The sequence below is a fragment of the Bradyrhizobium sp. 170 genome, from assembly GCF_023101085.1.
Taxonomy (GTDB): domain Bacteria; phylum Pseudomonadota; class Alphaproteobacteria; order Rhizobiales; family Xanthobacteraceae; genus Bradyrhizobium.
The window spans coordinates 4734796-4755140 of sequence record NZ_CP064703.1 but is presented as its reverse complement, the minus strand read 5'-3'; the positions used below and the strand labels follow the sequence as shown (position 1 = coordinate 4755140).

Genomic DNA, 20345 nt, shown 5'->3' with positions numbered 1-20345 from the left:
CTCGCCGCCGCCGCATCATCGCGGTATGGGCGGACGTCTGCGTTTGAGATCGTCGCCCCTGCCGCCGGATCGGGTCCCGCGGCTTCTTCCTTTTCCAGAAAACGCGGTCTGAACTGGCGGCTCCTACGTCAAGCAGGAGTTTGAGATGTATACGCCTCCACCGTTCAAGTCCGACCGCGCCGCGAGCCTCGCGTTCGCGGAAGCGCGCGGCTTTGGGCTTTTCTGCGCGTGGGACGGCAACAAGCCGATCGCCTCGTCGCTGCCGTTCTATCTGACCTCGGCCAATGACGGCACGCCGCGCGCAGCCTTTCACGTCGCGCGTCACAATCCGCTGATAAAGCTCGCGGACGGGACGACGTCCTGGCTGCTGGCCGTCAACGGCGCGGATGCCTATGTGTCGCCTGACTGGTACGTCTCGCCCGATCAAGTGCCGACCTGGCTCTATCAGGCGGTGCACCTGACCGGCCCGGTGCGAGCGATGTCCGAGGGCGAACTCGCCGAGCAGATCGAGACGCTCAGCGCCAAGTTCGAGGAGCGGCTCTTGCCGAAAAAGCCGTGGCTGTCGTCGAAGATGACGGCCGGGCGGCTGGAAGCGATGAAGAAAGCGATTGTGGGCCTTGAGATGACGGTTGAAGAGGTGGAGGGCAGCTTCAAGCTGAACCAGCACAAGTCCGAGACCGACTATGCGGCGGTTGCGGGGTCGCTGGCCTCGCAAGCCGACGCCTACGCGCAGCAGATCGCGCATTTGATGAGAGAGGCGCGGCCCAACGCGTTTGCAAACCAAGAGGCCTTTGCCGACGAAACGAACCAGCTCGAAAGGACCGTGCCATGACCCTCACCGACGGTCACCAGCCCAAGATCACCGACAAGACCGCCGGCGCCGCGACCAAGCCCGCCGTGTTCGTTGACGGCGCATCCGGAACGACGGGGCTCGGCATTGCGGAGCGCCTTCGGCTGCAGAACGACGTCGTGGTGAAAAACATCGCCGAGGAGAAGCGCAAGGATGCGGGCGCCAAGCGCGCGCTGATGGAGGAGGTGGACCTCGTCATCCTCTGCCTGCCTGACGATGCGGCGAAGGAAACCGTAACCTTGATCGACAGCATGGGCGCTTCGGCCCCCAAGGTGCTCGACGCGTCGACCGCATTCCGGGTCGCCAGCGACTGGGCTTACGGCTTTCCGGAGCTTACGCCTGACCAGGCCGACAAGATACGGGCAGCCCAAAAGGTCTCCAATCCCGGCTGCTATCCGACCGGCGGCATTGCGCTGCTGCGGCCGCTGGTCGATGCGGGGCTCGTGCCTGCGGACTATCCCGTCACCATCAACGCGGTGAGCGGCTATTCGGGCGGCGGCAAGTCGATGATCGCAAGTTTCGAGGATGGCAGCGCGCCGTCCTTCGAATTGTATGGTCTCGGCTTCGAGCACAAGCATCTGCCGGAGACGCAGCTCTACTCAAAACTGACGCGGCGGCCGATCTTCGTGCCGTCGGTCGGCAATTATCGGCAGGGCATGCTGGTCTCGGTGCCGCTGCATCTCGACACGCTGACGGGCAAGCCTGATGGAGCTGACCTGCACGCCGCGCTGGCAAAGCGCTACGCCGGCAGCAGCTACGTCTTGGTGATGCCGCTCGAGAACGCGGCGACCAAGGGCGGCCGGCTCGAGCCCGAGGCGCTCAACGAGACCAACAAGCTGGAGCTTTATGTCTTTGCCAGCGAGAAACATCGTCAGGCGGTTCTGGTCGCGCGGCTCGACAATCTGGGCAAGGGTGCCTCGGGTGCCGCCGTGCAGAACATGCGGCTGATGCTGGGCCTTGCCGAGAAATAGCTGATCGGGCGTGGCTCGCGAGGCGAGCCCGGTGGACGAAGCGACGCTGCAATTCTACCGCGGCAAGACAATCAAATGCGCCTGCAAATGACGCCTGAAAGGAACGCGTGATGAGCTCGAAGAAGATCGGCATTCTCGGCGCCTCCGGCTACACCGGAGCCGACGCGGTGCGCCTGTTGGCGCGGCATCCGAATGCCGAGATCACGGCTCTGACAGCCAATACCCACGCCGGCAAGTCGATGGGCGAGGTGTTTCCGCACTTCTTCATGCTGGATCTGCCGAAGCTGGTCGAATGGGAAAAGGTCGACTGGACCAGCCTCGACGCGGTGTTCTGCGGGCTGCCGCACGGCACCACGCAGGAGATCATCGCCGCCGTCCTCAAGGCCAACCCGAAGATCAAGGTTCTCGACATGTCGGCCGACTTCCGGCTGCGCGACAAGGACACCTATGCGCAATGGTACGGCCACGAGCACCGGGCGCTCGAGCTGCAGGGCGAAGCCGTGTATGGCCTCACCGAGTTCTACCGGGAGAAGATCACCTCCGCGCGGCTGGTCGCTTGTCCCGGCTGCTATCCGACCGCGGCGCTGCTCGCGCTGGTGCCGCTTGCGAAAGCCAAATTGATCGACGTCGACGATATCGTCATCGACGCGAAATCGGGTGTCACCGGCGCCGGGCGCGGATTGAAGCAGAACACGCTGTTCAGCGAGGCGGGCGAGGGGCTGTCGCCCTATTCGGTCGGCACCCACCGTCACGCGCCCGAGATCGAGCAGGAGATCGGCGTCGCCGCGGGCTCCGCGGTGACGATCAACTTCACGCCGCATCTTATCCCAATGGCGCGCGGCGAACTCTGCACGTCCTACGTCAAGCTCAACGGCGCAACGCCGGACGATCTGCGCACCGCGCTGGAGAAGGCTTACGCTGACGAACCGTTCGTGCATGTCGCGAAGAAGGGCGTGCTGCCGCAAACCCAGAACGTGCGCGGCTCCAACTATGTGCAGATCGGCGTCGTCGCCGACCGCATCAAGAACCGGGCGATCGTGATTTCCACGCTCGATAATCTGGTGAAGGGTTCGGCCGGGCAGGCGATCCAGAACATGAACCTGATGTTCGGGCTCCCCGAGACGGCGGGGCTGGAACAGATCGCGCTGTTCCCATGACACGAGGTGCTGCGGTGGACGAGGAGACGCTGCAGTTCTATCGCGGCAACGCCGAGGCCTATGCCAGGCGCACGTTCACCTCGCGCCAGGCGCGGTTGACGGCGTTTCTGGCGCCGCTTCCGCCGGGCGCTTCCATCCTCGAACTCGGCTGCGGCGCTGGTGGCGACACCGCGGAAATGCTGGCGCGTGGATTCGAGGTGCGCGCGACCGACGGATCGCCGGAAATGGCTGATGTCGCGTCAAAGCATCTCGGCCGCACGGTCGAGACGCTGCTGTTTCATGAACTCGACGAGGTCGATGCCTATGACGCCGTCTGGGCCAATGCCTGTCTGCTTCATGTGCCGAGGCCGGAGCTCGCGGATGTTCTTGCGCGGATCTGGCGCGCGCTGAGGCCTGCGGGCGTCTTCTACGCCAGCTACAAGGCCGGCGACGGCGGCGGCCGTGATACGCTCAATCGCTATTACAATTACCCGTCGCCGGACTGGCTGCACGCGACCTATGCCAAAGCGGGCCGGTGGAACTCGCTGTCGATCGAGAGCGGCGAAGTCAGAGGGTTCGACGACAAGATAGCGTCGATGTTGTTCGTCGTGGCTCGAAAAGGCGGCTGAAGAACGGCTTCCAAGCCCGTGATATTGCCCGGATATTGCCGCAGTTCGTCACGTGAGAGAAATCCCCGGAGGATGTGGCTGGCAGGCTACAGCTTTAAGATACGAATCCAGTAAGCACATTCCGAGTGCCAACAGCGCGTGTGTTGGAAAGTTTTGGAATGCCGGACTGGGAATGCCGTAAATGAAATTGAAGAAGTACCTGTTGGCCACCGCTCTCGTTGGCCTGGGATCCGCCCCGACGATCGCCGCAGACCTCGCCGCCCGCCCTTACACCAAAGCTCCCGCATTGGCCGCCGTCTACGACTGGACCGGCTTCTACATCGGCGTCAACGCCGGCGTCGGTATCGGCCGTGATCGCTTTCAGCACGACTGGATCGGCGCAGGATCGCCCTATTCGTTCTACGTCTCGCCGCAAGGGGGCTTCGGCGGCGGCCAGATCGGTTACAACTGGCAAACGGGTTCGGTGCTTGGACCCATCGTTTTCGGTGTCGAAGCCGATATTCAGGGTGCCGGCCTGAGCGATGATCGCACCAATTTTGCGATTCTCGGGGTCAACACCGCCTATCGCCAGAAGCTCGACTGGTTCGGGACCGCGCGCGGGCGCATCGGCATCGCCAATGGTCCGGTGCTGAGCTATGTGACCGCCGGCTACGCGTTCGGAAACGTCAAGACCGATGCGACCCAGTCGGCACTCGGCGTCAACTCGACGTTTTCGACCGACCGTACACAGAGTGGATGGGTTGTCGGCAGCGGTGTCGAAGCCGCGCTGGGCGGCAACTGGACCGGAAAGATCGAGTATCTCTACCTCAATCTCGGCAACAAGACCGACGCTTCGACACTGTTTGCTGCGACCCCGATCAACACCGAGATTCGTGAAAACATCTTTCGGGTAGGTTTGAACTACCGCATCGGCGGCAATTCGGCCTATGCGCCGGTCGCCGCGGCCAACTGGGCCGGCTTCTATCTCGGCGGCAATTTCGGATCCGGCACCGGGCGCGATCGCAGCTCGCTGAGCGTACCGGCCGCGGCGATTCTCGAAACCTTCAACCTCGCGCCTGATGGCATCAATGGCGGCGTCCAGGCCGGCTACAACTGGCAGGCGGCCAACTGGGTATTCGGTCTGGAGGCCGATATTCAGGGCAGCACCCAGAAAGACAACAAGACGTGCGTTCTCACCTGCACACCCGGGGTCATGGCGGCTTACGATGCCACGTTGCCGTGGTTCGGCACTGTGCGCGGGCGGCTGGGTTATTCGGTCGGATCGACCTTGTTCTACGCGACCGGCGGTCTCGCCTACGGCAGCATCAAGACCAAGATCAACACGAACTCCTTCGTCGGCCCGGTCACGCAATCGTTCTCGCACACCAATACTGGCTGGACCGCAGGCGCGGGCATCGAAACACCGTTTACGCTGCTGGGATTGCTGGGCCCGAACTGGACGACCAAGACCGAATATCTCTATGTCGACCTCGGCTCGACGTCGGACAACTTCATCATCGGCGCTACCACGGCGACCGCGACCCGTTCGGTGACCGAGCACGTCTTCCGCACCGGCATCAACTACCACTTCAATTCGCCGGTCGTTGCGAAGTACTGAGCGCTGTTTCAGAGGCAAGAAGATTCGTCGCAAACGAGAAGCCGCCCGCAGGCGGCTTCTCAATTCAACCCTGATGATGGATCAGACGGCCATCAATGCTGGCTTTGACTTGCGTCGATACGCCATGTATCCGACGCCAGCAAAGCCGAGGATCATCATCGCCCATGTCGAGGGCTCGGGGATGGCGGTTTGCAACAAACCATATTCGTACTCGGCCAGGATTCGTTGCCCTGCTGCGGAAAGATGCTGATCGTCAGAATAGAAGCTCGTTTCCTCGGAATCGACTGATCTCAGCCGCGCGTAAGTACCGTCACTGGTGGTCTTGTTGGCACACCATTGACCCCATCCCGATCCTGCGCCAGCAACACACGCGGAGCCGGTCGTCGGACCATTGATTCCCGGCGCGACCGTAAATGGGGTAAATCCATACGCCGTCGGATTCGCTTTTACGGTCGCTATGAGCCCCGCGACATCGGCGTATATGTAGTCAACTTCAGCGCTGTTGAGCGCGGCACGAAGCGTATCGTTGTAATAGATGCCCAGCGGTCCGCTGGCTTGCACACCTTCAACAAGAATATTCCTGGCTCCTACGCCCTGGAGGAAATCGATCTTGCTTACATACGCATTGATTTGGGTCGTCAGATACGCCTGCTTGGCAGCAAAGTTCGCACCGTATGTGTCATTCGCGTAGGAAAGGTCATTACCTCCTGAACTGAAGACGTAGAGCGCGCTGGAATTTGCAGTCCCGCCGGTGCTCGTCAAATAGTTGTTTATTTGGCCGACGGTGGATGGAAGATTGGGGTTGGGATAAAGGTTCCCGGTCCCGGCAAATACATCGTTCTTTGATCCGCTGATTGCATAATTCGTGCCTCCGGGCTGGTTTGCGGGAATAGCCGTCAGTCCAAACTTCCCGGCAAGCACTTCAGAGTGCATCAGGCCGACACCCACCGGGGCACCTGTACCCCCGTTGGCGATAGCATTGCGTATAAGTGTGTCTCGGGTGGGATTGCCGGTCCCGCAAGGCGAGGCTGCACCATCGCACTGGCCAGGCGTTGCGAGAGCCCCCTTCCACCAGCCGCTGTCGAGCGTACTGTCACCGAACGCAATAAATTGGCTGTAGACCGGTGTTGCAGAAGCCGGAGCGTAGGCAAGCACAGCCCCCAAACTTGCGATCAATAAGCGTCCAATCATTTCCAAGACTCCATATTTTCGAATCCGCAATGTTCAACCCAAAGATAAAGATGTCCGGGCAAACGAAAGCCGCCCGAAGGCGGCTCGATTACACCCAACGAACGGAATTGCTCCCGCGCCGGTAGGCAGCGAAGCCGACGCCTGCGAAGCCGAGAATTATCATGGCCCATGTGGAGGGTTCGGGCACGCCCGTGGTGACGGTAAGACTGGTCACATTGGCTTGGACATAGGTGTCTTGAATAACTTGGCCGAGATTGCGATCGTAGACGTAGTCGTTAAAGCTCAGATAGCCGACGTAGGTCGGAGTGTAGGTAAACGGGCCGGTGAGCGAGAAAGGGACGCTGCCGTCGTAGGCGTAAACGTAGGCTTGCGAAGACAAATCCGCGTAAATGTTGTTTGCTGAATTATTGTATCGCGCAAGGTGAGTTTGTTGGCCAAACCCAGAACCATCGGTATTATATTGGGTAGCAGCCGTACCGATATACGTCGCGGGGACGGAGACCGTCACGCTACCGATGGTAACGGTCGAGCTGATCACGGGTGACGTGGTGCCGTAGCCTGTGCCACCGTAAACTCGCTGATCGGCGTAGGGGCCCGGATTGCTAGTGGAAGTCCCAAGCGAGGTATCGAACGTGAATTTCGCAGTGTAGGACTGCCCGACCAGATCATTGCTTCCGCCGACAGTTCCGAAAACGCCAGTCAGGTCACGATCATAGGTCACGATCCCCTGGTAGGTGACATTGACGATGGTGGCGGATGCCTGCGAGGCAATCGAACATAGCGCCGCGCCCGCAAGCGCGCCCAATAGACGAGATTTCATTTAAGCCTCCTGTTGTCATGCAACAGAGGCCAGCACAGGCACCGTCAAGTGGCCGTCAAAGTGCCGTCAATCGGGGAAATTTCTCGCGCAAGCCGCGGTTTAGTTGGTCGGCTCTGCCGCCAGGGCCATTTTGAAGGCCGCGACATATTCGTCGCGAGCCGATTTGTACCGGGCACTGGCGTTGATTCCACCCCGGCGGGCCATCATTTCGGGCGTATAGGTCGGCGACAGGCTCCTGGATGTCGCGGCGGCGATGGCCGCCTCGGACTTTCGGCCGGCGCGGTGAAGAGCGGCCGCCCGCATTCCGTGAATACGGGAGACGGTGGGGTTGCCGCTGATGGCGAGGTCGAGATATGTGATCGCCCGCTCCGGATATCCGGCCATGAGCGCTGTTTCGCCGGCGATATAGGCAGTCTCAGCCGAGGCTATGTCCGGCAGCAGATAGTTCGTTACCCCTTCCATTTGCGCGTAGGCATCCTCAAACCGGCCCAGAAACAGCTTGATATGTGCGGCCTGGGCGGCGGCATTCCAGTGGGTCCGATCCAGCAGAAAGGCGCGTTCGAATTCGAGGCCGGCCTGCTCGAACTTGCCTTGCAGCTTGTCGATCATGCCCATGCCGAAGGCTACTTCGGCCAAGTTGGGGGCCTGCTCTCGCGCACGAAGCAAAAGACTTTTAGCACGCTCGATATCCTGTGCGCGCGCCTGGCTCTGTTCGCGCGCGACCTTCAGGATGTAGTGCTCCGATACTCCGAGGAGGCCATAGAGCTGGTTTGAATCCTGCTTGAGGACTTCCTCAAACAACTCGACTTCAGATGTATCTGCGTTACCCACCCGCGTCCGAATTCGGGCAGCTGCGGCCCGCCATAGCAGCGCCGGGATCGAGTCGGTTGCGGCATCGGATAATGTCTTGGCGCGGTGTAGCGCAATTTCGGTGTAGACATACCGATAGAACTGGCGTGCAAATCTGACCGATGCGGACTCCGTTGCGGTTACGGACAGTGGCCCGGCCCAGACGCTGACACCGGTTGTCGCGTCAAACAAGTTGATATCTGCGTGGATCTCGAGCTGAGATTCCTTGAGCCTAGTCTGCACCACATAGCGCGCACGGTGGGAGCGCCCGAGGTTGACGGGATCGCGAGGCAAGGTACCGCCCTGCGCGGCAACGATCGAAAGGCGATTATTGCGTGCAAAGGCAAGAACGGTCTCCGCCTCAAGACCGGCGGTTTGGACCTCTGGCAAGTTGCGGCCTCCTGCGGTTTCAAACGGCAGGACAACGACCGAGACCCGGCCGGAGTCTTCACCAACATAAGAGATCGAATCCGCGGAGCTGTTCCATACCCGATAGCCGATCGATATACCCACAGCCAAGGCTGCGAGGATAAGGGCAGCAACGGCATATTTGTATGTTCGGCGGGCTACCGAAGCGCCAGGCCCCGGCAGCACGGGAAGCGGGGCCGGATCCGGAATCTCCCCGGACGGCTCGTTGATGCTCTCAGGTGCCGATCCCTTTTTTCGCCGAAGCTGCTCGATCAACTCTTGCGTCGCCGCCTCAGGGCGAACGCCCAGTTCTTCCCGAAGAAGAATCCGGAATGTCTCAAACCGCTGCATGGCAGACGCTCGTCCTGAGGCTGCAGCTTCCTGCGCGATGACAAGGCGCTGAGTTTCCTCTCTCAACGGGTCGATTTCCACCAAACGATTGGCGACCGACAAAGCTTCGGCGCGTTCCCCACGTTCGGCCAACATGCGGACCAAGCGGTCGAAAACTGCGATTGCAATCTCCCTGGTTCGCAAACGCTCATTGGCCAGCCAATCATCAAACTCGGCCTCGCCGATTTCTGCCTCGCTGCCAAAATCACCCCGATACGAATCGGCAATTTGCCGGATGTCCGAAGCTTCAGACGCCGAACGCCAGTCCGCCAGCGCCGACCGATCGATGGCCAACAGGGACGTGTCGAGCCCTACGGTCGAATCGTCGAACGCAATCATGTCGGCAGCCCGCGAAGCAGCGCCTCGCCGGAAGTTGCTCAGGAGTTGTCGCAGGCTTTGACGCGCTTGCTCCTCGCCGCTTCTGCTCCATAATAGCGACGCCAGTTTTCGGCGGCTTTCGCTGAAGTTGGGCGCCGCGGAAAGATAGACGAGCAGGGCGCGCATCTTGGCGGACTGAAGTGGAATGGGCTCGCCGGTTTCCTTTACAGCAAGCTCTATCGACCCTAACACCCTCAATTGAAATCGTGCGGTCGATGTTTTCATTTCGCCTTGTGTCGTCATGGATAATGATGGGCTATGCCGTTCAATTCCGATAAAAGCTGTCGTCAGAGCAGGGGCTCTTTTCTGCCATGAACAATTTATGCAGCGGGTGGTTACAAGACGTATCGCCCCAAACTGGGCTAAATGAATTTTGTCGGAATGCCGTCAGCCCAATTCTTCCAATAGCCTGGATAGTATGTTCTACCGCCGTGCAGTCGACAACGTGAAATTTGTCTCCTGACCGGCCTGAGCCAGCCTCAATGGGGCCGCTCGGTGCAGCGCCGCCGCGGCCTGTCTATAAGGCCGAACCCCTCCCCGGAGTGGGTTCACCATAACCCAACCGGAATCTCAGGATTCCGGAGTGGCCCCTCAGCGCCCCGGATGACGATGCAAGGAGATGGATGCCCGAGGGCTAGTCGCCTCAAACCAGCTTGAAGATCGCCAGCGCCAGCACGGCCTGCGCGAGGAAGCCGACGGTGAAGGCCAGCGTGCGGAAGATCGGCAAGCCCAGCGTGTAGACGATCAAATGGGCGACGCGGGACCAGAAGTACACGGCGCAGGCCATTACGGTCCACTTGTCGGAATAGTCGATGGCGTTGAGGATCAAAACCAGCGGCGCGAAGATGACGAGGTTCTCAACCGCGTTGTCGTGCGCGAACATCAGCCGGTTGGCCCAGTCCGCATGCGGCTTGTCGTTGCGCGAGGGGTTGGCCATGGCGCCGGAAAGGCCGCGCACCTGACAGCGATTGATGATGTAGGGGATCCACAACAGCCCGGTCAAAATCACGGTCAGAGTGAGCCAGAACAATTCACGCGTCATTGGTTTCCCCTCAAACGATTTCGAATCCCGGCGCGGGACGGCTGATTATAGCGAACCGCATACGGCGGCGCTATGCGCGGACCTTGACGTAGCTGCCGGGCGCGTCCTCGATCGGCGGCATCTCCTCGGAGCCGACGGCGCGCGCGGGCACCTGCTCGGCGTCCAGGCTCTCCAGCCATTGCCGCCAGTCGGGCCACCACGAGCCCTTGTGTTCGGTCGCGTTCTTCATCCAGTCGGCGAGCGTGACATCCCTGATGTTGTCGTTGGTCCAGTACTGGTACTTGCCGCCGGCCGGCGGGTTGACCACGCCGGCGATGTGGCCGGAACCGGACAGCACATACTTTACCGGGCCGCCGAAGAACTGCGAGCCGTAGAGCACGGAGTCCGCGGGCGCGATGTGATCCTCTTTGGTCGCCAGATTGTAGACGGGCACCTTGACCTTCGACAGGTCGAGCAGCGTGTTGTCGAGCACCATGCTGCCGGAGGAGAGCCGGTTTTCCAGATAGCAGTTGCGCAAGTAATAGGAATGGTTGGCCGCCGGCATCCGCGTGGCGTCGGAATTCCAGTGCAGCAGGTCGAACGAGGAGGGCGCCTGTCCCTTCAGATAGTTGCTGACGACATAGGACCAGATCAGGTCGTTGGAGCGCAGCATGTTGAAGGCCATCGCCATCTTGCTGCCTTCGAGCACGCCCCTTTCTTCCATCTCGCGTTCCAGCGTCGATATCTGGTCCTCGTCGACGAACACCAGCAGATCGCCGGCATGGGTGAAGTCGACCTGCGCCGCAAAGAACGTCGCCGAGGTGACGCGCTGGCGCCGTTTCTCGGCGAGCCAGGCCAGTGTCGAGGCGAGCAGGGTGCCGCCGACGCAGTAGCCGGCGGTATGGACCTTCATCTCACCCGTCACCTTTTCGATGACGTCCATCGCGGTGAGCGGACCTTGCTTCATGTAGTCGTCGAAGGTCTTCTTGCCGAGCTCCTTGTCCGGATTGACCCAGGAGATCACGAACACGGTGATGCCCTGGTCGACGCACCATTTGACGTAGGATTTTTCCGGCTTGAGATCGAGAATGTAGAACTTGTTGATCCAGGGTGGCACGATCAGGAGCGGCGTGCGCAGCACGGTCTCCGTGGCCGGCGTGTACTGGATGAGCTGCATCAGCTCGTTCTGGAAGATCACCTTGCCCGGCGTCGTCGCCATGTTGACGCCGACGACGAGGTTCGACGGGTCGGACTGGCGGATGCGCAGGGTGCCGCGGCCGGCTTCGATGTCCTCGGCCAGCATCCTCATGCCGCGCACGAGATTGTCGCCGTTCGAGGCCAGCGTCTCGCGCAACACTTCCGGATTGGTGAGGATGAAATTCGACGGCGCGATCGCGTTGGTGATCTGCTGAACGTAGAACTCGGCCTTCTTGCGCGTGTGCGGATCGACGCCCTCGGCGTTCTTCACCAGTTCTTGCGCCCATTGCGCGGTGAGCAGATAGAGCTGCAGCACGAAATCGAAGAACTGGTTCGATTTCCACTCCGGATCCTTGAAACGCTTGTCGCGCGGCGACGGTTCGATCGCGGGCTTGGCCGCTTCGCCGGCCATGCGACGTGCGGCCTGGCCCCAGAGATCGAGATAGGCCTTGGCCATCCTGGTCTGCAGCTCTTCGGCGCGTTGCGTGTCCGTCAGCCAGTATTCAGCCACCTTGGTGAAGGTCTTGATGACCTCACCGATTTCGCTGGGCGGCTTGTCCTTCGGTTCCCCTCCCTCGCGCGGCTTGAGATAGGCCGCGAGCGCCTGACCGCTCGTCTCCATCGCCTTGGCGATGTTCATGGCGAAGGCTTCGGCGTTGAAGGTTTTCGCAGACTGCGTTTCGGTGTTGACGTCGCTCATATCAAGGACACTATAGCTTCGTTTCGCGTTCGTCACCGCGTGGATTGATGGCAAGAGGGTTGGGGTTAACCCTGTTGCAGTGCGATAAAGTTTGCGTGTTCGGACACATTGTACACATTGCAGCCGCACCGATCACATTTGCTCTTCGGGCTTTAATCGTTTCGGGCGACAATGGTTTGAACGGTTAGAGCGAAATCAACGCCGCGGGACAGTTTGGCGTTGCAAAGCTCGTACCACCGCATAGATGCGATCGCGATGCGGTGCAGAGGTAGTTGGGGATTTCCGGACGGATGCCGGCAGATCGAACGATAAGGCTGTGGTCGATTGCCGCGCTGGTCGCGACGGCATTTGCGCTCGGCGGCTGCTCGACGCAGATCGCGGATATGCCGGGCCTTGGCGTGCCGGCTGGCGCGCCCGAGCGTCCGAAGGAAGCCGGTGGCTATCTACCGGTGCATGACCTGCCGCCGGACCGCAACGAGGAGGCGATCAAGCCGGCCGAACTGGCTAAAATTCAGTCAGATTTGACGGCCGCCCGGGACCGTCAGGCGACGGCTTCCACCCCGGCAAAGCCGGCCAAGAAATGAAAAGGCCGCCGTTTTGACGCGCTGTCCCGGCCGCTATCGGCCGCCCCCGGATCAGGTCCGGAGCGGGGGCTTGAAAGCGCCATAAGAACTGGCGCTGCCGGGCTCCCGTGGTAAAAGAACCCAATTCAACCGCATTGCGGGTCCAGAGCTCCGGGGACCTCGCGCCCGAATTCGCTCTAAATCCTTGATTGAGCGCGACTTCTGACCGAAACCCAATCCGGTTTCGATAGCCGCGAAGGTTCCCCCGATTCTGTCCTGCCGGTTGTCGGAGCAAGGGTCCCATGGAAGATTTTTACCGCATCCGCCGTCTGCCGCCTTACGTGTTCGAGAAGGTCAACCAGGCCAAGGCGGCCGCGCGCAATGCCGGGGCCGACATCATCGACATGGGCATGGGCAATCCGGACCTGCCGACGCCGCCCCATGTGCTGGAGAAGCTGAAGGAGACGCTGGGCAAGCCGCGGACCGATCGCTACTCGGCCTCGCGCGGCATCAACGGCCTGCGCAAGGCGCAAGCCGCCTATTACGGGCGGCGGTTCGGCGTGAAACTCAATCCGGACACCCAGATCGTGGCCACCCTCGGCTCGAAGGAAGGTTTTGCCAACGTGGCGCAAGCGATTACCGCGCCCGGCGACGTCGTGCTGTGCCCCAATCCAAGCTATCCGATTCACGCCTTCGGCTTTCTGATGGCGGGCGGCGTGATCCGCTCGGTGCCCTCGGAACCGACGCCGCAGTTTTTCGAGGCGGTGGAACGCGCGATCATCCACTCGATCCCGAAGCCGATCGCGCTGATCGTCTGCTATCCCTCCAATCCGACCGCCTATGTCGCCGACCTCGATTTCTACCGGGATCTGGTGGCGTTCGCGAAGAAGCACGAGATCTTCATCCTGTCGGATCTGGCCTACGCCGAAGTCTATTTCGACGACAACAATCCGCCGCCCTCGGTGCTGCAGGTTCCCGGCGCGATGGACGTCGCCGTCGAGTTCACCTCGATGTCGAAGACGTTCTCGATGGCGGGCTGGCGCATGGGCTTTGCCGTCGGCAACGAGCGCATCATCGCCGCGCTGGCGCGGGTGAAATCCTACCTCGACTACGGCGCGTTCACGCCCATTCAGGTCGCCGCCACCGCCGCGCTGAACGGACCGGACGATTGCATCAAGGAAATGCGCGACACCTACCGCAAGCGCCGCGACGCGCTGGTCGAATCGTTTGGCCGGGCCGGCTGGGAGATTCCGCCGCCGCAGGCCTCGATGTTCGCCTGGGCGCCGCTGCCCAAGACCTTCGAGGGCGTCGGCAGCATGCAGTTCGCGACCCTGATGGTGGAGAAGTCCGGCGTGGTGGTTTCGCCGGGCGTCGCCTTCGGCGAGCATGGCGAGGGCTATGTCCGCATCGCCATGGTGGAAAACGAGCAACGTATCCGTCAGGCCGCCCGCGGGGTGCGGCGCTTCCTTGAAAGCGGCATTGAAACGTTGCACAACGTGGTTCCTCTCGCCAACCGGCGCTAATTCCTTTTATTGCAGGTTCTCTCATTCATGGTCGCACCCCTGAAAGTGGGTATCGCGGGGCTCGGCACTGTTGGCGCCGAAGTCGTCCGCCTCATCGAAGAGCAGTCGCGGACGCTGTCCGAGCGCAGCGGGCGCGGCGTGCGCGTCGTTGCCGTCACTGCACGCTCGAAGGCAAAGAAGCGTTCGCTCGACCTGCGCGGCATCGACTGGGCCAAAAGCCCGCTGGCGTTGGCCACTGACCCCAACATCGATTGCTTCGTCGAACTGATGGGCGGCTCCGGTGAGCCGGCGCTGTCGGCGATCGAGGCCGCGCTGAAGGCCGGCAAGTCGGTGGTCACAGCCAACAAGGCGCTGATCGCCAAGCACGGCATCCGGCTGGCGAAGGCCGCCGAGAAGCATGGCGGCGCCCTGAACTACGAGGCGGCGGTCGGCGCGGCCATTCCCGTCATCAAGACCCTTCGCGAGGGGCTTTGCGGCACCGGCGTCAATCGCGTCTACGGCATCCTCAATGGCACCTGCAATTACATCCTGACCCGGATGGAGCAGGAGGGCCTGTCGTTTGCCGAATGCCTGAAGGATGCGCAGCGGCTCGGCTATGCCGAAGCCAATCCGTCGTTCGACGTCGACGGCCACGACACCGCGCAGAAGCTTGCAATCCTGGCCAGCCTCGCCTTCGGCACCAGGGTGGCGCAGAGCGCGGTCTATGTCGAAGGCATCTCCTCGATCACGCCGGAAGATCTTCGCGCGGCGGAGGAACTGGGCTATCGCGTAAAACTGCTTGGCGTGGCGGTACGCACGGCGAAGGGCATTGAGCAGCGCGTGCATCCGACCATGGTGCCGAAATCATCCTCGATTGCGCAGGTGATGGGCGTCACCAACGCCGTCACCATCGACGGCGAAGGCATTCCACCGATCACGCTGGTGGGACCGGGCGCCGGCGGGGCTGCAACGGCGTCTGCCGTGGTGGCCGACATCGCCGACGTGGCGCGTGGTATTCGCGCAAAACCGTTCGGGCGCCCGGTGGAGCGGCTGCGCGAAACCAGCAAGGCGCCGATGGAGCGCCACGAGGGCGGTTACTACATCCGCCTGATGGCGCGTGACCTCGCCGGTACCGCCGCTACCATCGCCACGCGCCTGGCCGAACAGAAGATTTCACTGGAGTCGATCGTGCAGCGGCATCCCGAAGGTGTCGACCTGAATGGTGCCACGAAAAAAGCGTCACCGGTTCCGGTCATCCTGATTACCTACGCAACATCAGAGGATGCGGTGTATCGTGCGCTAGAGGCGGTACAACGCGACAAGGTGATCAGCGGCCGACCGCAGGTGATACGAATCGAGAAAAACTAGCGCGCGAATTGCATAAGCTGCGCGTTGAACGATTGATCGGGCCGGGGGCCCGTGCAGGTTTCAAAGGAGTGAGCCGATGTCGACCCATATTTCCGTTCCGCCGCAGTTACTGCTCGAGCGCATCCTGACGCTCGAGATCGTGCGGGTGACGGAACGCGCGGCGGTTTCGGCCGCGCGGCTGCGCGGCCACGGCCAGGAGAAGCCGGCGGACCAGGCCGCGGTCGATGCGATGCGCCGCGAACTCAACAAGCTGCCGATCGAAGGCACCATCGTGATCGGCGAGGGCGAGCGCGACGAGGCGCCGATGCTGTTCATCGGCGAGAAGGTCGGGCTGAACGCCGGTCCCCAGGTCGACATTGCCGTCGACCCGCTGGAAGGCACTACGTTGTGCGCCAAGAACATGCCGGGCGCGATCGCGACCATGGCGATGGCCGATGGCGGCACGCTGTTGCATGCGCCCGACGTCTACATGCAGAAGCTCGCGGTCGGCCCGGGCTACGCCAAGGGCGTGGTCGAACTCGACGCGTCGCCTGCCGACAATGTCCGCCGCCTTGCGAAAGCCAAGGGCGTCGAGCCCGCGGCGATCACGGTGCTGGTGCTCGATCGCCCGCGCCACGCCGATATCATCGCAGGCGTCCGCTCGACCGGCGCTGCGGTGCGGCTGATCACCGACGGCGACGTGGCGGGCGTGATCCATTGCGCCGATCCCGATAACACCGGCGTCGACATGTATATCGGCACCGGCGGCGCGCCCGAGGGCGTGCTGGCGGCGGCAGCGCTGCGCTGCATCGGCGGCCAGATGCAGTGCCGGCTGATCCTCGACAGCGACGAGAAGCGTGAGCGCGCGCACAAGATGGGCGTGACCGATCCGAGGATGATCTACGGGATCGAGGACATGGTGCGGGGCGACTGCCTGTTTGCGGCAACCGGCGTCACGACAGGCTCGCTGCTCTCGGGCGTCAAGTTCCGCAAGGACGTCATCGAGACCGAAACGGTGGTGATGCGCTCGGTCACCGGCACGGTGCGCTACATCAAGGCCGAACACCGGCAGTTGGATAAATTCCACCTGGATTGAGTTGTCATTCGGGGCGCGCGAAGCACGAGCTTTGATGTGCAATTGCACATCAGAGAATCCATTCATCCGCGGAGTGAGAGCAAAATGGATTCCGGGCTCGATGCTGCGCATCGCCCCGGAATGACAAGAAGAAAAGGGGAGGCTCGCATGTCCGACGTGTCCGCGGTGAAGGCGCTGGTGTTCGACGTGTTCGGCACCGTCGTCGACTGGCGCACCAGCCTCATCAACGATTTCACCAAATGGTCGGAAACCTCCGGCATCAAGGCCGACTGGACCGCTTTGGTCGACGGCTGGCGCGGCGTCTACATGGCCTCGATGGACGAGGTCCGAAAGCATCCCGAGCGTGGCTATCAGATACTGGACACGCTGCACCGGCGGTCGCTGGAAAAACTGGTCGCCGATATGTCGATCAAGGGACTGAGCGACGCCGATCTGCATTACCTGACGATGGGCTGGCATCGTCTGCACCCCTGGCCCGACAGCGTGCCCGGCCTGACGCGGCTGAAGCAGAAGTACATCATCTCGCCGCTCTCCAACGGCAACGTCGCGCTGCTGACCAACATGGCGAAGTTCGCCAGCCTGCCGTGGGACCTCGTGATGTCGGCAGAACTGTTCGAGCACTACAAGCCGGATCCCGAAACCTATCTCGGCGCGGCAAAGTTGCTCTGCCTGCCGCCGGAGCAGGTGATGATGGTCGCCGCCCACAACGGCGATCTGAAAGCGGCGCAGCAGAACGGGCTGAAGACCGCCTTCGTCGCGCGTCCGACCGAATACGGCCCGCACCAGAAGTATGATTTCGAGGCCAGGGGCGACTGGGACATCGTCGCCAAGGATTTCGGCGGGATCGCCGATAGGTTGGGGTGCTAGCACGGCTGCCGCGCACCCCGTCGTTATCCTGAGGCGTGCGCGCTTTGCGCGCATCGAAGGCTGACGGCGCTCCAAGCGAGTCGAATTTCTCTGACTTTGTGTCGATGGGGGGAAACATGGTTTACGCAGCACTCGTTGTTGCACTCGTTCTGATTTGCATGATCTGCCTCAATTACCTTTTCCCTGAATTCACCGCGCGGCAACTCCTCGCGCTTCGCCTGAAGGTCATGGGCTTTTCCGACAACAGGGTTCGCATACCAGGCTTCAACATCGCGTATTGGGAAGCGGGCACAGGAGAGCCGCTGGTTCTGGTTCACGGCATGGGGGTGGATCGAGGCACGATGCTGGACGTCGCTGGAAAACTGAAGCAGCAATTCCGCGTCATCCTTCCCGATCTTCCCGGGTTTGGCGACAGCGACAAGCCCGAGGCGGCCGACTACGGCATTCAGGCGCAGGTCGATCATCTGCGTCAGTTCATTGAAGCCGTTGGACTGCGCCAGGTGCATCTGGGCGGTCACTCGATGGGAGGATGGATCAGCGCCGGTCTTGCATCCTCCCATCCCGAAATGATCGCCAGCCTTTGGCTGATTGCGGCGGCCGGAACGGCCGATCTGGAAGGTTCGGTGGCGATGGAGGCGTACAGGCGCGGCGAATATCTGCTTTGCTGCCGCACGCCGCAGGATCTCCGCGGCGTGATGGGGCTTGCCATGGTGAAGCTCCCGACGCTTCCGTACTGCGTCTGGCAGACGTTGGGCCGGCGGGCCGCGGCCAATTATGAATTGCACAAGAAGATATTCGACCGGATCATGGCCGACGTCGCCGGCTACGATCTCGAAAAGCGGCTTTCCGGGATCAAGGCCCCGACATTGCTTGTCTGGGGAGATTCCGATCGCCTTGTGCCTCCATCCGCGCTTCAAACGTTCAAGCGGCTGATTCCGAACGCTCGGCCGATCCTGCTGAGCGGCGTCGGGCACGTGCCGCAGATGGAGGCGATCGACCGTTGCGCGGCCGACTATCTCGCTTTTCGGCAATCGATCTAGCCCCGGATGCTGCGCAGCACGTAGCGCGTAGGATGGGTTGAGCCTTCGCGAAACCCATCGCCTTCGTGTACCGCAGCTGATGGGTATCGCTCCGCTCCACCCATCCTACGCGCTGCAGAGCCGCGCGCTAACCTCACACAGGACGCTTTGCCAGGATCGAGCGCATCTGTTCGTCCGTGGTGAACTCCCCTCGGGCGATTTCCGCATCTGCTTCGGCGAGGTCGGCGCGTTCCTCTGACGTTAATCGAATAACGGTTTGCTCTTCGCCGGCCACCTGCAAAAGCAGGCGCGCAAGTTCGTCCTGCACCTCGCTGGGTAGGGCGCGTACCCTGTCGACCGCATGTTCGAGCAGTTTGGTCATGGGTTGAAAGGTAGGCATTTCCGCAGCCGTACGGAAGGACGTAGGATGGGTTGAGCCTCGCGAAACCCATCACCTTCGCACCGCAGCTGATGGGTATCGCTTCGCTCCACCCATCCTACGCGCTGGTGCCCTTGCGCAGCCTATCCCGCGCCGCCCTGGATCACGCCGAACCAGCCGAGGCCCTTGTAGGTCTCGTAGCCGGGCGTGGCGTGGAACGCGACCAGTGCGCCGGAGCGGTCCTGATGGAAGCCGGAGCGCCGTCCCTCCAGCGGAAGCGAGACGCGCTCGGTGAGCAGGCCCTGACCGTCGGACGCCGCGATCACCCGGAAATTCGAATCGACCAGCAGCACGCGTGCCTTGTCGGCGGCGCCGACACGCACGCCCTGGACGATGGCGCGGGCCTGCGGCTCCCAGTCGAAATGAACCGCCAGCACGCCGGTCGGCTTGCCATGGGCTTTGCCGCCGGCGCGAACGCTGGCGCAATAGGTCACGACCTGGGCATTGCCGAGCAAGGGCTGGCATTCGACGTCGCCGATTGCGTATTCGTCGCCGGAGCGCAGGTCCCGTGCCGCGCGAAACCACTTGGTGTGCGCCACGTTCTGGCCGACGACGCCAAAGCGATCGGCGCGGCCGTTGGCGCGCACATGGCCATCGAGATCGCACAGCCAGAGATCGAGATAGACGGTATAGGCGCCAAGGATCACGGCCATCCGTTCCGACGCATGTGCGACCGCTGCGGCCTCGGGCGCCGCCGCGCAATCGACGACGGCGGAGTCGGTCGCCCACCAGCGCACGTCGCAGGTGCGCTCATAGAGATTGCGGTCGATCAGCTCGATGGCATTCAGTGACAGATCGACCATGCGCTCGCCGCGCGAGCGGTCGGCCATCTGCGCGATCGAGTTCATCAGATTGCCGGTCCGGTTGGTGAGCTGGCTTTCGAGCTCGCGGGCGATGGTCTCGACCTGCTGGCCGACGTTGCGGACTTCCTGCGCCACCACGGCAAAGCCCGCGCCCTGGGCGCCGGCGCGCGAGCTCTCGATCAGCGCGTTCAGCGCCAGCATCTTCATCTGGTTGGTGATCTTCTGGATCGACTTGGTCTTCTCGCAGGCGACCTGGTTGACCTCGGCGGTCAATCTGGCGATCAGCGCGGAAACGTCGGCCTCGTTCTCGGCGCCCGCTGTATTGGCTGACTGTTTTGTTACGTTTGCGGTTTGGGAGCGAAGCGCGACGGACATTGGCGGGAATTCCTCAGTCTTTGTGCGGCTGCCGGTCTTCTGCGGATCGGCGGAGACTCAACGGGAGCGTGTTCGACTCCTTTGTCGGGGATCATGGCTAACGATTGGTTTATGTTCCGCCGTCCCGCGGATAGTATTACGGGGACAAGTTGCATCTTCTTTGTGCAAGTCGTTTTTGTCGGCATAGGCTCAAAGCT

The 20345-nt window shown here is 61.9% G+C and carries 18 protein-coding genes; 11 read left to right on the top strand and 7 right to left on the bottom strand.

Going from position 1 to position 20345, the window contains the following annotated elements:
- Positions 1 to 145 precede the first annotated feature (145 nt).
- The 5 genes from IVB05_RS22130 to IVB05_RS22110 all read left to right on the top strand — a co-directional run bounded on the left by IVB05_RS22130 (position 146) and on the right by IVB05_RS22110 (position 5183).
- Positions 146 to 832: an FMN-binding negative transcriptional regulator gene (locus tag IVB05_RS22130; protein ID WP_247777996.1), complete on the top strand. Its 687-nt coding sequence runs from the start codon at positions 146 to 148 to the stop codon at positions 830 to 832.
- A complete protein-coding gene (gene argC / locus IVB05_RS22125; protein ID WP_247777994.1) occupies positions 829 to 1821 on the top strand; it encodes an N-acetyl-gamma-glutamyl-phosphate reductase in 993 nt (330 codons plus the stop codon). The genes IVB05_RS22130 and argC (IVB05_RS22125) overlap by 4 nt, the downstream gene beginning before the upstream one ends.
- Before the next feature lie 110 nt (positions 1822 to 1931).
- A complete protein-coding gene (argC, locus tag IVB05_RS22120; RefSeq protein ID WP_247777992.1) occupies positions 1932 to 2978 on the top strand; it encodes an N-acetyl-gamma-glutamyl-phosphate reductase in 1047 nt (348 codons plus the stop codon).
- Positions 2975 to 3586 carry a class I SAM-dependent methyltransferase gene (locus IVB05_RS22115; RefSeq protein ID WP_247777990.1) on the top strand — a complete coding sequence of 204 codons (612 nt, stop codon included), beginning with the start codon at positions 2975 to 2977 and terminating at the stop codon, positions 3584 to 3586. Before argC (IVB05_RS22120) ends, IVB05_RS22115 begins: the two co-directional genes overlap by 4 nt.
- A gap of 187 nt (positions 3587 to 3773) precedes the next feature.
- Positions 3774 to 5183, top strand: coding sequence for an outer membrane beta-barrel protein (locus IVB05_RS22110; RefSeq protein ID WP_247786841.1), 1410 nt, complete (start codon positions 3774 to 3776; stop codon positions 5181 to 5183).
- A gap of 81 nt (positions 5184 to 5264) precedes the next feature.
- On the opposite strand, the gene IVB05_RS22105 is transcribed toward IVB05_RS22110, so the two are convergent.
- The 5 genes from IVB05_RS22105 to phaC form a co-directional block, all read right to left on the bottom strand.
- Entirely contained in the window at positions 5265 to 6374 is a 1110-nt protein-coding gene (locus tag IVB05_RS22105; protein WP_247777989.1) for an SGNH/GDSL hydrolase family protein, read from the bottom strand.
- Positions 6375 to 6462: 88 nt separating this feature from the next.
- Positions 6463 to 7194, bottom strand: coding sequence for a PEPxxWA-CTERM sorting domain-containing protein (locus IVB05_RS22100; protein ID WP_247777987.1), 732 nt, complete (start codon positions 7192 to 7194; stop codon positions 6463 to 6465).
- Between the two features lie 99 nt (positions 7195 to 7293).
- Positions 7294 to 9444 carry a BTAD domain-containing putative transcriptional regulator gene (locus IVB05_RS22095; RefSeq protein WP_247777985.1) on the bottom strand — a complete coding sequence of 717 codons (2151 nt, stop codon included), beginning with the start codon at positions 9442 to 9444 and terminating at the stop codon, positions 7294 to 7296.
- Between the two features lie 418 nt (positions 9445 to 9862).
- A complete protein-coding gene (locus IVB05_RS22090) occupies positions 9863 to 10261 on the bottom strand; it encodes an MAPEG family protein (protein WP_247777983.1) in 399 nt (132 codons plus the stop codon).
- A gap of 70 nt (positions 10262 to 10331) precedes the next feature.
- Complete coding sequence (gene phaC / locus IVB05_RS22085; protein WP_247777981.1) at positions 10332 to 12137, bottom strand: class I poly(R)-hydroxyalkanoic acid synthase; 1806 nt, start codon at positions 12135 to 12137, stop codon at positions 10332 to 10334.
- Between the two features lie 290 nt (positions 12138 to 12427).
- Between phaC and IVB05_RS22080 the strand changes: the two genes are divergently transcribed.
- The 6 genes from IVB05_RS22080 to IVB05_RS22055 all read left to right on the top strand — a co-directional run bounded on the left by IVB05_RS22080 (position 12428) and on the right by IVB05_RS22055 (position 18552).
- On the top strand, positions 12428 to 12721 hold the full coding sequence (locus IVB05_RS22080; RefSeq protein WP_247777978.1) for a hypothetical protein: 294 nt from the start codon (positions 12428 to 12430) through the stop codon (positions 12719 to 12721).
- A 281-nt stretch (positions 12722 to 13002) separates the two neighbouring features.
- Positions 13003 to 14223, top strand: a complete 1221-nt coding sequence (locus tag IVB05_RS22075; RefSeq protein ID WP_247777976.1) for an LL-diaminopimelate aminotransferase — start codon at positions 13003 to 13005, stop codon at positions 14221 to 14223.
- Positions 14224 to 14250: 27 nt separating this feature from the next.
- Positions 14251 to 15570 (top strand): homoserine dehydrogenase, encoded by a 1320-nt coding sequence (locus IVB05_RS22070; RefSeq protein WP_247777975.1) that lies wholly within the window; start codon positions 14251 to 14253, stop codon positions 15568 to 15570.
- A 76-nt stretch (positions 15571 to 15646) separates the two neighbouring features.
- Complete coding sequence (gene glpX, locus IVB05_RS22065) at positions 15647 to 16645, top strand: class II fructose-bisphosphatase (RefSeq protein ID WP_247777973.1); 999 nt, start codon at positions 15647 to 15649, stop codon at positions 16643 to 16645.
- Between the two features lie 147 nt (positions 16646 to 16792).
- The gene (locus IVB05_RS22060) at positions 16793 to 17512 is read left to right on the top strand and encodes a haloacid dehalogenase type II (protein WP_247777971.1); all 720 of its coding nucleotides are present in this window, start codon (positions 16793 to 16795) and stop codon (positions 17510 to 17512) included.
- Between the two features lie 116 nt (positions 17513 to 17628).
- Complete coding sequence (locus IVB05_RS22055) at positions 17629 to 18552, top strand: alpha/beta fold hydrolase (protein WP_247777969.1); 924 nt, start codon at positions 17629 to 17631, stop codon at positions 18550 to 18552.
- Positions 18553 to 18685: 133 nt separating this feature from the next.
- Here the strand turns inward: IVB05_RS22055 and IVB05_RS22050 are convergent, their stop codons facing one another.
- Entirely contained in the window at positions 18686 to 18913 is a 228-nt protein-coding gene (locus IVB05_RS22050; RefSeq protein WP_247777967.1) for a hypothetical protein, read from the bottom strand.
- Between the two features lie 140 nt (positions 18914 to 19053).
- Positions 19054 to 20148, bottom strand: a complete 1095-nt coding sequence (locus IVB05_RS22045; protein WP_247777965.1) for a methyl-accepting chemotaxis protein — start codon at positions 20146 to 20148, stop codon at positions 19054 to 19056.
- Positions 20149 to 20345: the final 197 nt, after the last annotated feature.

Bases quoted from the DNA above. Each gene is read 5' to 3' on its own strand.
- IVB05_RS22100 (WP_247777987.1), bottom strand. From the start codon at position 7,194: ATGAAATCTCGTCTATTGGGCGCGCTTGCGGGCGCGGCGCTATGTTCG.
- IVB05_RS22050 (WP_247777967.1), bottom strand. From the start codon at position 18,913: ATGACCAAACTGCTCGAACATGCGGTCGACAGGGTACGCGCCCTACCC.
- glpX (WP_247777973.1), top strand. From the start codon at position 15,647: ATGTCGACCCATATTTCCGTTCCGCCGCAGTTACTGCTCGAGCGCATC.
- phaC (WP_247777981.1), bottom strand. From the start codon at position 12,137: ATGAGCGACGTCAACACCGAAACGCAGTCTGCGAAAACCTTCAACGCC.
- IVB05_RS22080 (WP_247777978.1), top strand. From the start codon at position 12,428: ATGCCGGCAGATCGAACGATAAGGCTGTGGTCGATTGCCGCGCTGGTC.
- IVB05_RS22105 (WP_247777989.1), bottom strand. From the start codon at position 6,374: ATGATTGGACGCTTATTGATCGCAAGTTTGGGGGCTGTGCTTGCCTAC.
- IVB05_RS22075 (WP_247777976.1), top strand. From the start codon at position 13,003: ATGGAAGATTTTTACCGCATCCGCCGTCTGCCGCCTTACGTGTTCGAG.
- IVB05_RS22115 (WP_247777990.1), top strand. From the start codon at position 2,975: ATGACACGAGGTGCTGCGGTGGACGAGGAGACGCTGCAGTTCTATCGC.
- IVB05_RS22055 (WP_247777969.1), top strand. From the start codon at position 17,629: ATGGTTTACGCAGCACTCGTTGTTGCACTCGTTCTGATTTGCATGATC.
- argC (WP_247777994.1), top strand. From the start codon at position 829: ATGACCCTCACCGACGGTCACCAGCCCAAGATCACCGACAAGACCGCC.
- IVB05_RS22045 (WP_247777965.1), bottom strand. From the start codon at position 20,148: ATGTCCGTCGCGCTTCGCTCCCAAACCGCAAACGTAACAAAACAGTCA.
- argC (WP_247777992.1), top strand. From the start codon at position 1,932: ATGAGCTCGAAGAAGATCGGCATTCTCGGCGCCTCCGGCTACACCGGA.
- IVB05_RS22070 (WP_247777975.1), top strand. From the start codon at position 14,251: ATGGTCGCACCCCTGAAAGTGGGTATCGCGGGGCTCGGCACTGTTGGC.
- IVB05_RS22095 (WP_247777985.1), bottom strand. From the start codon at position 9,444: ATGAAAACATCGACCGCACGATTTCAATTGAGGGTGTTAGGGTCGATA.
- IVB05_RS22090 (WP_247777983.1), bottom strand. From the start codon at position 10,261: ATGACGCGTGAATTGTTCTGGCTCACTCTGACCGTGATTTTGACCGGG.
- IVB05_RS22060 (WP_247777971.1), top strand. From the start codon at position 16,793: ATGTCCGACGTGTCCGCGGTGAAGGCGCTGGTGTTCGACGTGTTCGGC.
- IVB05_RS22130 (WP_247777996.1), top strand. From the start codon at position 146: ATGTATACGCCTCCACCGTTCAAGTCCGACCGCGCCGCGAGCCTCGCG.